Genomic DNA, 9,899 nt, shown 5'->3' on the forward strand with positions numbered 1-9,899 from the left:
CTAGATGCAGTTTACGGTAGCAGGAGTAAATTAGTTGATAAAGATGAACGGTTATTACTTATGAGAACTCAAGACCATCCAACTCACCAACACCCAGTTCAAGACCATCCTACTCCACCTTACTACGATCCCAAACCAGCCAAACTTTCTACTGTTGAAGACCACGGTCAGAACGACCCTGAGAAAAGCCTCCCTCTGCAACTTTCCATCAACGTTTCCATAGGAGTGTTGGTTGTTCTGTTATTTGCAACTGCTTATTACTACGGCTTGTTTTAGTCAGCAAAACAAGAATGAAAAATGAAGTGTGAAGGATGAAGGATGAAGTACCTTATAGTGAAACGGGAGCTTCCATCCCTCTTTGTAGCCCAAGAAATTTTTCATCCTTTACCCTTTATCCTTCATACTTTTTTTCATACTTTTTTTGCCCAGAGAACGCAGAATTTCAGTAGCAGCCATTTCTCCTGTTCTACAACCACCTTCCATATAACATTGAAACACTTGGGAACAGTGTTCGCCTGCAAAAAACAGATGACCGAACCGTTGTTTATTAAGCGGCGACGCCCGATCCTTTGTTGGAAAATATCAACTATTTCATCTGTAGGAATTCCTGTTTTTAGCGATGCCCTAGAGATTGTGTAAGCTCGCCGTAATGATGCTATCAATGCCGATCTCGTCATTAGGTATGCCTTGATCTTCGCTCTGTTGATAAGAATACCTTGAACCGATGTGTTTGATTCTATGAGTCCTCACAGGAAACTCACAATCGCAACCCACAATGGTTTTTAGCTGAAGACAAAGACCTTTTGGGGTGTAGCTCATAAGGTGGGTATAGACAGGCAAACGGAGGCGTGAGATATGTATTGCAACCAGTGCGAACAAACAACTAGAGGAGAAGGATGTTATCAATGGGGTGCTTGTGGTAAAACTCCAGAAGTTGATGCTTTACAAGATTTATTACTTCATAGTTTGCGCGGATTGGGGCAAGTAGCGTTTTACGCCCATCAATTAGGAATCCCTTGCCGCGAAGCAGATATTTTTACCTGCGAAGCACTCTTTTCAACTCTCACCAATGTCAACTTTGACGGTGATAAATTTGTTGAATACATTCAGACGTGTGTTGCTTTAAGAGAAGAGATAAAAACCAGAATCCAGTCAGCTGGTATAATCACAGAATGGTCTGGTTTATCCTGCTTTGAACCAGCAAATACCAAAGAAAGCTTAATTCAACAAGGGAAAGAAGCTGAATATCAATTTATTAGTCAATCTGCTAAAAATACCGATATTTTCTCCCTAAAACTAACAACTATTTATGGGTTAAAAGGTATTGCTGCCTATGGCTATCATGCTGCAAGACTAGGTCAACATGATGATAAAGTTTATGCATTCTTCCATGAAGCCCTAGCTACTTTGGATTCACAGGATAGAACCCTTGAGGATTGGGTAAATACCACACTTAAAGTCGGTGAGATTAACCTACGGGCAATGGAACTGCTGGATGCGGGTAACACAAGTCACTACGGTCACCCCGTTCCTACGTCTGTCCCCATCACTGTTAGAAAAGGCAAAGCCATTCTCGTATCCGGTCACGACCTCAAACACCTGGAAGAACTCCTCAAGCAAACAGAAGGTAAGGGCATTGATATTTACACTCATGGAGAAATGCTTCCCACCCACGGTTATCCCGGCTTGAAGCAAAAATATCCCCATCTTTACGGTCACTACGGCACCGCTTGGCAAAATCAGACCAAAGAATTTCCAAAATTCCCCGGTCCTATTGTGATGACAACTAACTGTCTCATGCCACCCCATGACTCTTATAAAGATAGAGTTTTCAACCTAGGTCCGGTAGGTTGGTCGGGGCTGGCACATTTAGATACTGACGACTTTACACCCGTCATTGAGAAAGCATTGGAATTGCCCGGTTTTACGGAAGATGAAGAACTACGCACGGTCACCACAGGGTTTGCGCGGAATGCTGTACTGAGTGTAGCTGGTGAGGTTATTGACGCTGTGAAAAAGGGAGATATTCGTCATTTCTTCCTAGTCGGTGGTTGCGATGGTGCTAAGGCTGGTCGTAATTACTACAGTGATTTTGTAGAAAAAGTACCTCATGACTGTGTTGTCCTCACCCTCGCCTGTGGTAAATTCCGCTTTTTTGATAAAGAACTAGGAGATATTAACGGTCTTCCCCGATTGATGGATGTAGGGCAGTGCAACGATGCTTATTCTGCAATTCAGATAGCGCTAGCACTGGCAAATGCTTTCAATGTAGATGTTAATCAACTGCCACTATCAATGATCCTTTCCTGGTACGAACAAAAAGCTGTAGCAATTCTACTCACCCTCCTGCATCTGGGAATTCAGAATATCCGCTTGGGTCCAACTCTACCAGCGTTTATCACACCTAACGTGTTTAAACTCCTGTCAGAGAAATACCATTTGCAGCGCATCACAACGCCAGATGAGGATTTGGCAGCTTGTCTTGCTTAATTGCGCTTCTTTAAGACGGCTGCAAACAGATTATGTAGATTTGTACCAGATTCATCGTTGGGATAACGAGACACCCATAGAGGAAACTCTAGAGGCACTGCATGATGTCGTCAAGTCAGGCAAAGCTCGTTATATTGGTGCTTCCAGTATGTATGCATGGCAGTTTGCTAAAGCTCTTTATACAGCAGACAAACACGGTTGGACTCGTTTTGTTTCAATGCAGAACCACTACAACTTAGTCTACCGGGAAGAAGAGCGAGAGGTACTGCCGTTGTGTCGGGCTGAGGGAATTGGTGTTATTCCTTGGAGTCCTCTAGCTCGAGGCTTTTTGGCTGGGAATCGCCAAAAGCAAGATTTTGGTGAAACTGTGAGAGCGAAGACTGATGATTTTGCTCAAAAACTTTATTATGAGGATTCAGATTTCCAAGTTGTAGAGCGTGTTGTAGATTTAGCAAAACAACGGGGTGTAGCTCCAGCACAAATTGCCTTAGCTTGGCTGTTGCACCAACCAGGCGTTACATCTCCCATCATTGGTGCTAGCAAAATAGAACATTTGAAAGATGCAGTTGAAGCTGCGAATTTGGTGCTTTCTGAGGAAGAGCGCAAATTACTTGAAGAACCCTACAAACCCCATCCCATTCTAGGGCATGGTTAAATAAAATATTTTTTCAACAAGAGAATAATTTATGACTCTAGCAGCAACCTTTGTTGACCAAAATACTATTCGACGTCGCGGGACTGGTTTAAGAGCTTACAACCCTGACAAAGCTTTTTCAGGATATACGCTTTTTACACCACTGACAGGTCAAGGAGATGTTTACCTGATTAACCTAGAAGGAGAAATTGTTCATCAGTGGAAACTTCCCTATTCACCAGGGCTCTACGGCTATCTTCTACCTAATGGCAACCTCTTCTACAATGGTAAGGTTCAAGAAGATTCACCTCGTTTTCCCATGTGGTCGCTATTTAAAGGTGGTGTTGTTTTAGAGGCAGATCCCCAAGGAAAAATTTTATGGGAGTACAAGCATCCAGACCACCATCACGATGCACGCCGCCTTAGAAATGGGAATACAGTTTTACTATGTATTGAAAAAATTCCTCAGTCTTTAGTTCCTCGTATTAAAGGTGGTCTTCCTGGAACAGAAGTAGATGGTGGTGACATATATGCTGATGTCGTTTATGAAGTCACACCTGAAGGAGAGATAGTCTGGACTTGGCACGCTTACGAACACTTAGATCCAGAGACAGATATTATCACAGCGCAGGATAATCGACACGAATGGACTCATGGCAATACTGTCGGTGAACTTGCAGATGGAAATATTATTTTGAGTTTTCGTAATATTTCCACAGTTGCGATCGTTGATAAGAAAACAGGAGAAATTATTTGGGAGCTTGGGCACAACGTGCTGGCACAACAACATTTTCCCAACGAATTACCTAATGGGAATTTGCTGATTTTTGATAACGGTGCCCATCGTCGTCATACAGCTTTGAATTTTTCCCGCGTGATTGAAGTTAATCGGCAGAATCAAGAGATAGTTTGGGAGTATACAGATAACCCTCCACAAAATTTTTTCAGTTCCTATATATCAGGCGCGCAGCGGTTGGGGAATGGGAATACCCTAATCACTGAAGGTGCTTATGGACGCATATTTGAAGTGACACCTTCTGGAGAAATTGTGTGGGAATATGTTAATCCCTTCTTTGAACTTCAAGATGTTCCTGGTGAGCATGCTCTCGTATCTCGCGGAGAACAAAATTCTGTCTTCCGAGCCTTCCGTTATTCACCAGCAGAAGTGCCTTGGCTCTAGAAAATTTTGGATTTTAGATTAGGAAATTCAACATGACAAAAATTACAATCTACAGTGCCGTTGTTTGTCCCTTTGCTCACCGCTCACGCTTAGCTTTACAAGAAAAGGGTGTTAACTTCGATCTAGTTGAAATTGATTTGCAAAACAAGCCAGCAGGATTTACAGAGATCTCTCCCTATAGTAAAGTACCTGCCATCAAACATGGTGAGCACCGGGTTTGGGAATCAGCAATTATTAACGAATACCTAGAGGAAGCAATCTCTGAGCCATCTTTGCTACCAAAAGAGCCAATACTCAGGGCGCAAGCAAGAATTTGGATTGATTTTGCCAACACTCGGTTTGTCCCTGCCTACTCTAGTTTGCTACGTTCTCCAGACTCCCAACAACAAAAAGTTGCTGCTGAAGAATTACGCAATCATTTGCGATTTATTGAAAATGAAGCCTTAGCAAAATTATCTGGAGATGGACCCTACTGGTTTGGTAACTCCATCAGTCTTGTTGATTTTACCTATTATCCTTGGTTTGAGCGTTGGGCTGTTATTGAAGAGTATCGTGGTTTTCAAATACCTACTGAGTTAACTCGCTTGCAACATTGGCGCAATGCAGTGAGTCAGTTAGAGTCGGTGAAAGCGATCGCGAATTCCAGGGAATTCTATTTAGAGCGTTATGCTAGATATGCGCCCGTGCCCGTAAGTGTAAATTAGTAGTTCCGAAGTATGAGTGTCAATTCATTATCATTTCTTGACACTCATAGGTGCAGGCTCAATATTTTTCCTTGCTACTAATTAGAGGTGACGAGGGCGATCGCGAAGCCGTCGTACCCTTTGCTACCCACAGTTTGAATCACTGTAGCACTGACACGCGGCTCAGCAGCAAGCAACTCGTTAAAGCGGCGAACTCCTTGGACACTAGGATCGCTACTGGCGGCATCAACTACCGCTCCGTTACGCACAACATTATCGGCAATAATCAGGCTACCGCGACGGGAAAGCTTAAGCGCCCACACAAAGTAATCTGGATTGTTTGGCTTATCGGCATCAATAAATATCAGGTCAAATGGAGCCAGACCCTCAGCAGCAAGGTGCGGCAGCGTATCTAGTGCCCGACCGAGGCGCAACTCAACGACGTTGGACAGACCAGCGTGTGCGATGTTGGAGCGAGCAACTTCGGTGTGCTTCGGGTTTGCCTCCAGCGAAATCAAGCGACCGTCAGGAGGCAACGCCCGCGCCAGCCAGATCGTACTGTAGCCGCCCAGCGTGCCAATCTCAAGAATATTGCGTGCCCTCTGAATTTGCGCCAACAGTAGCAGCAGCTTGCCCTGATTCGGCGAAACATGTTGCGGTGGTAGCCCAGCCTCAATACTGGACTGGAGTGTCACATCTAGTACGGGGTCAGTCGGCACAAGCAGATTGATGAAGTAATCGTCAACCGCAGTCCATTGCTCCTGAGTCATATATCATCTGCCATTAAGCCACTGTATGTTATTCAGTTACACTTACAAGTGGAGGAAGTTGAACAACGGGAATATCGAGGAAGTAAGCGAGTACCTCTCGTCGCCAAGCATCGTAAATAGCTGATAGTCCCTCAATTTCAGCACCTGTAGCATTGTGAACAATCTGCCAATGCTTTTTTAAATAAGGATTACGTCGTCGTTGTCCTTCTTCGTCCAGTTCTAATAATTGAGCAACAATTTCCGCTTTCTCTGTTGGTGAAGCTTTGTCATACTTGCTTTGCCACCAAGCTAAAACCCCAAAACGGTGAACTGCTTCATCAGGTAAGATTGTTTGAGTAGCAAATTTGGAGGTTTCAGGGTCAATGATTGTCGTGGTACGGCTGTTTAAAATCAGCTGGGCAACTATATGCAGTTCAGAAGATGATGCACGTCTTTTTGTAAAGATTCTCGCATTAACATTTGTTCTGGGGTAACCCCATCAGTTTCGAGTAATTCTCCAAGCTCTGTGTCTTTGTCCTTACCGACTTTAGTTTCTAAAGAAACGGAACGAGGAACTCGCAACAAGACTTCTCTGACTTGTGTGGGAGTCATTTCTAGCTCTTGTGCTAAATCTTCTAGAGTGGGGGTGCGACCTTTCTCTTGTGCAATTTTGCGCTGAGCTTTTTTGATTTTGTTAAGTTTTTCTGTAATGTGGACTGGGAGGCGGATAGTACGGCTGGAAGTTGCGATCGCCCGTGTAATTCCCTGACGAATCCACCAATATGCGTAGGTACTGAAACGGTAGCCTTTGGTGGGGTCAAATTTTTCAACGGCTCTTTCCAAACCAAGAGTGCCTTCTTGAACCAAATCCAACAATTCCAAACCGCGATTTTGATACTTCTTGGCAACAGATACCACAAGACGAAGGTTAGCCTTAATCATGTGTTCTTTTGCCTGGAGTCCCTGTGACTGAATTTGCTCCAGTTCTTCGACAGTGATTTTGGCAACCTCAGCCCAGCGTCGTTTACCTTGTACTAATGATTGCTTGAGCTCGAACACGTCTACACCAGCCTCACGAGCCCACCGTTCTAAGGAAGGACGATGTCCCAACGCTGATACTAAACGCTCCTGAACTTCGATAATCCGAAGATAAGGAGCAACGATAGCATCTCCTTCCTTGGCTGCTTTAGCAAGGATTATCCGCATCCGCAAGTAACGCTGGACTTTTTGAGCTTCTGAAACTTCTTCATCGCGCCCTAACAAACGCACCCGACCAATTTCTTGAAGATAAAGACGTACCAAATCTGTGCTGCGTCGGTTAGGATTAGCAGCAAAACTAGCGGGGTCGGACGCAGCCAATTCCATCTCTTCTAGTTCTTCTATCGGTAATTCACTTTCGTCAACCGTGAGATCGGCGTCAAACACCTGGCTGGATTGTTTGGACTCGTAGGCGGCATCTGCGTAAGAAAATGTTGCTGGCATAAAGTTCGTCTCAATGGCTCCAGGTAACAACAGATTTAGTCAGCTAATCAACTGTTGCTATTGTTCCCGTGATTTTTGAAGAAATAACACGGTTGAGGGTGACCTTTAGGTTTTTTTTCAAAAAACTGTACGGTTTTTTTTGACACAGTGCCTCCGAAAGCTCGGTTGCTGTAGCTCTCCCTTTAACCAATAGCTATGAAAATTCAGGACAGGACTTCAGAAAGCGAGTTCCCCAATTTAAGATTTCATCCTTAATAATTTTGGTCTTTTCTTTAGAGTACTTAGTATAAACATATATTCAGTACATTAATCCTAGGGTTCGTTTTCATAGTCATATCTACATGAATGCTTAGGTAGTTTCCTGAAGATTTGCTAAATTGGTCTTTACAATTAATTGGTTATATGGTTTTTAAATGTTGAATAAGCAGTCCTTAATTCTGTAGAGACGTGCTGTTGGAAGCGTCTCTACATTGCATAAAACTATGCAAAATTGTGGGGAGGGGTCATACAATTTGTCGGGAATCTGAGCAACCTCAGGCGCAGCAGTACAGCAGTATTCTTAGCCCCTACCAATGAAACTCGGGTTTGCGATCGCGCAGCATCAACTCTTCCAGTGCTTGTCGGGGCGTGATTTCATTTTCCAGCAGCCGATGAACTTGCTCGGTAATGGGGATGGGGATGGTATGCTGCTTGGCTCGTTGCACCAAAACTTTAGTGGTGTTTATTCCCTCAGCAGTGCCTTCTAAGTGGTCAAGAATTTCTGTCAGTGTTTTCCCACAACCCAATTGATAGCCGACTTGATAATTTCTACTCAAATGACTGTTGCAGGTTGCTAGCAAATCGCCCAACCCCGATAAACCATAAAACGTTTCCATCTTCGCACCCCAGTGGGTACCAACACGAACCATTTCTGTCAGCCCACGGGTGACTAGTGCGGCTTTGGCATTGGTGCCTAAGTGCAATCCATCACAAACTCCTGCTGCGATCGCAATTACGTTCTTGAGTGTTCCTCCTAATTCCACTCCCAAGGGATCGAAATTGGTATATACCCGGAAACGGCTGGAAGACAAGACCACTTGCACTAACTCTGCTGCAGCCATATTTTGACTGGCAACGACTGTTGCAGCAGGTAAGTTCTGGTCAATTTCTTTAGATAAGTTGGGCCCCGAGAGAACGACAATTGAATGGCTGGGGAAAGTTTCTTGCCAAATTTGTGATGGAGTGCAGGTGGTTTCTGGGTCTAAACCCTTCGTTGCGGTGACAAAAATAGTTTCTGGTGACACGGGCAAAGATTGCATTCTGGAGGTAACCGCCCGAACCCCCTTCATCGAAACAGCAGAAACAACAATATCAGTACCCTGGGTGATTTCCCCCAGGGTTTGAGAACTGCGACGCGACCACAGCCGAACCTCATGACCATTTGCGATCGCCAGAGTTGCAAGAGTGGTTCCCCAAGCACCGCCACCCAAAATGGCTACTGATTTTGGATTAGTCATTTGTCGTTTGTTAGTGGTTAGTAGTTAGTTGTTAGTAGTTATTTGTCAAAAAATACCACTAACCAATAACCACTAACCACTAACTCTTTTTCCTCGGATAACGCGCCATCAATTCTCTAACTTGCTCTGCATGGTAAGAGCTTCTTGTCAAGGGTGAAGAAACAACTTGTAAAAATCCCAGTTCTTCACCGAATGCTTGCCATGCAGCAAATTGTTCTGGATGAATAAAATTATCAACCTTTAAATGTTTTTGGGTCGGTTGAAGATATTGCCCAATGGTCAAAATATCGCAATCAACGGCACGCAAATCCCGCATCACTTGGCGAATTTCTTCATCTGTTTCACCCAACCCGACCATAATACCGGACTTAGTGTAAATCCAAGGAGCCATTTGACGGGAAAGTGTGAGCAATTCCATCGTCCGTTCGTAATTTCCTTGGGGGCGTACCCGACGATACAAACGCGGGACTGTTTCCGTGTTGTGATTGAGAACTTCCGGTTGTGCTTGGAGAATCAAGGAAAGTGCTTCCCAATGACCGCACAAGTCGGGAATTAAAACCTCAATTGTTGTGTGGGGCGAAACAGTGCGAATTTCTTCGATACAACGGACAAACTGCAACGCACCGCCATCTGGCAAATCATCTCTATTCACTGAGGTGATCACCACGTGATTGAGTTTCATCCGACGGACTGCTTCCGCCAACCTTGTCGGTTCAGTAGGGTCTAGAGGTTTAGGTTTCTTCTCAAAGTCAATATCGCAGTAGGGACAGGCACGCGTGCAAGCGGGTCCCATAATTAAAAATGTGGCTGTTCCAGCGTTAAAGCACTCCCCAATATTTGGACATGAGGCTTCCTCACAAACCGTATTGAGGGCTAAATCCCGCAAAATTTCTTTAACGTTACCAACGCGCTCCCACTGAGGCGCTTTCACCCGCAACCAGTCTGGCTTTACAGTCACAGTTTCACTCTACCACTTTAGACATACATGATTTATAATAACGCGGGTTTGGAAACTACCGCGATTTGCCTTGGGGCTACACGAAGAAAGCCCACGTTCACGGGCTATGTTAAAAAGCTCGGGAATTTTAGGCATTTATCCATGTTGCTTTGTTAATACCGACTATCTATGATATAGTGGTGAATAATATTGGCATTAAATTGCCGGGATGTAGCGCAGCTTGGTAG

At 44.4% G+C, this 9,899-nt stretch carries 10 protein-coding genes and 1 pseudogene; 6 read left to right on the forward strand and 5 right to left on the reverse strand.

Annotated features, from left to right (window positions below):
- Positions 1–60 precede the first annotated feature (60 nt).
- A complete protein-coding gene (locus ACYRY3_RS03960) occupies positions 61–276 on the forward strand; it encodes a hypothetical protein (protein ID WP_460200451.1) in 216 nt (71 codons plus the stop codon).
- Between the two features lie 108 nt (positions 277–384).
- Here the strand turns inward: ACYRY3_RS03960 and ACYRY3_RS03965 are convergent, their stop codons facing one another.
- Entirely contained in the window at positions 385–528 is a 144-nt protein-coding gene (locus ACYRY3_RS03965; protein WP_460200459.1) for an FAD-dependent oxidoreductase, read from the reverse strand.
- A gap of 327 nt (positions 529–855) precedes the next feature.
- Between ACYRY3_RS03965 and hcp the strand changes: the two genes are divergently transcribed.
- Genes hcp through ACYRY3_RS03985 form a run of 4 tightly spaced genes read left to right on the forward strand, consistent with a single transcriptional unit; the run spans position 856 to position 5,008 of the window.
- Positions 856–2,490, forward strand: coding sequence for a hydroxylamine reductase (hcp, locus tag ACYRY3_RS03970; RefSeq protein WP_460200452.1), 1,635 nt, complete (start codon positions 856–858; stop codon positions 2,488–2,490).
- Positions 2,462–3,145, forward strand: coding sequence for an aldo/keto reductase (locus ACYRY3_RS03975; protein ID WP_460200453.1), 684 nt, complete (start codon positions 2,462–2,464; stop codon positions 3,143–3,145). Before hcp ends, ACYRY3_RS03975 begins: the two co-directional genes overlap by 29 nt.
- Positions 3,146–3,176: 31 nt before the next feature.
- Complete coding sequence (locus ACYRY3_RS03980; RefSeq protein ID WP_460200454.1) at positions 3,177–4,304, forward strand: aryl-sulfate sulfotransferase; 1,128 nt, start codon at positions 3,177–3,179, stop codon at positions 4,302–4,304.
- Positions 4,305–4,336: 32 nt separating this feature from the next.
- Complete coding sequence (locus tag ACYRY3_RS03985; RefSeq protein WP_460200455.1) at positions 4,337–5,008, forward strand: glutathione S-transferase family protein; 672 nt, start codon at positions 4,337–4,339, stop codon at positions 5,006–5,008.
- A 77-nt stretch (positions 5,009–5,085) separates the two neighbouring features.
- On the opposite strand, the gene ACYRY3_RS03990 is transcribed toward ACYRY3_RS03985, so the two are convergent.
- A complete protein-coding gene (locus tag ACYRY3_RS03990; protein ID WP_460200460.1) occupies positions 5,086–5,604 on the reverse strand; it encodes an O-methyltransferase in 519 nt (172 codons plus the stop codon).
- Between ACYRY3_RS03990 and ACYRY3_RS03995 the strand changes: the two genes are divergently transcribed.
- Positions 5,583–5,717, forward strand: coding sequence for a hypothetical protein (locus ACYRY3_RS03995; protein WP_460200461.1), 135 nt, complete (start codon positions 5,583–5,585; stop codon positions 5,715–5,717). The genes ACYRY3_RS03990 and ACYRY3_RS03995 overlap by 22 nt on opposite strands.
- Positions 5,718–6,171: 454 nt before the next feature.
- On the opposite strand, the pseudogene sigC reads toward ACYRY3_RS03995, so the two are convergent.
- The 3 genes and pseudogenes from sigC to lipA form a co-directional block, all read right to left on the reverse strand.
- A pseudogene (sigC, locus tag ACYRY3_RS04000) lies at positions 6,172–7,218 on the reverse strand (RNA polymerase sigma factor SigC); the annotation flags it as partial.
- Positions 7,219–7,784: 566 nt separating this feature from the next.
- Complete coding sequence (locus ACYRY3_RS04005; protein WP_460200456.1) at positions 7,785–8,714, reverse strand: NAD(P)H-dependent glycerol-3-phosphate dehydrogenase; 930 nt, start codon at positions 8,712–8,714, stop codon at positions 7,785–7,787.
- A gap of 79 nt (positions 8,715–8,793) precedes the next feature.
- Complete coding sequence (lipA, locus tag ACYRY3_RS04010) at positions 8,794–9,672, reverse strand: lipoyl synthase (RefSeq protein WP_460200457.1); 879 nt, start codon at positions 9,670–9,672, stop codon at positions 8,794–8,796.
- Positions 9,673–9,899 lie beyond the last annotated feature (227 nt).

It is taken from the genome of Scytonema sp. NUACC21 (assembly GCF_054684315.1).

Coding starts and splice junctions, on each gene's coding strand:
- ACYRY3_RS03960 (WP_460200451.1), top strand. CDS start 61: ATGAGAACTCAAGACCATCCAACTCACCAACACCCAGTTCAAGACCAT.
- hcp (WP_460200452.1), top strand. CDS start 856: ATGTATTGCAACCAGTGCGAACAAACAACTAGAGGAGAAGGATGTTAT.
- ACYRY3_RS03975 (WP_460200453.1), top strand. CDS start 2,462: ATGAGGATTTGGCAGCTTGTCTTGCTTAATTGCGCTTCTTTAAGACGG.
- ACYRY3_RS03980 (WP_460200454.1), top strand. CDS start 3,177: ATGACTCTAGCAGCAACCTTTGTTGACCAAAATACTATTCGACGTCGC.
- ACYRY3_RS03985 (WP_460200455.1), top strand. CDS start 4,337: ATGACAAAAATTACAATCTACAGTGCCGTTGTTTGTCCCTTTGCTCAC.
- ACYRY3_RS04005 (WP_460200456.1), bottom strand. CDS start 8,714: ATGACTAATCCAAAATCAGTAGCCATTTTGGGTGGCGGTGCTTGGGGA.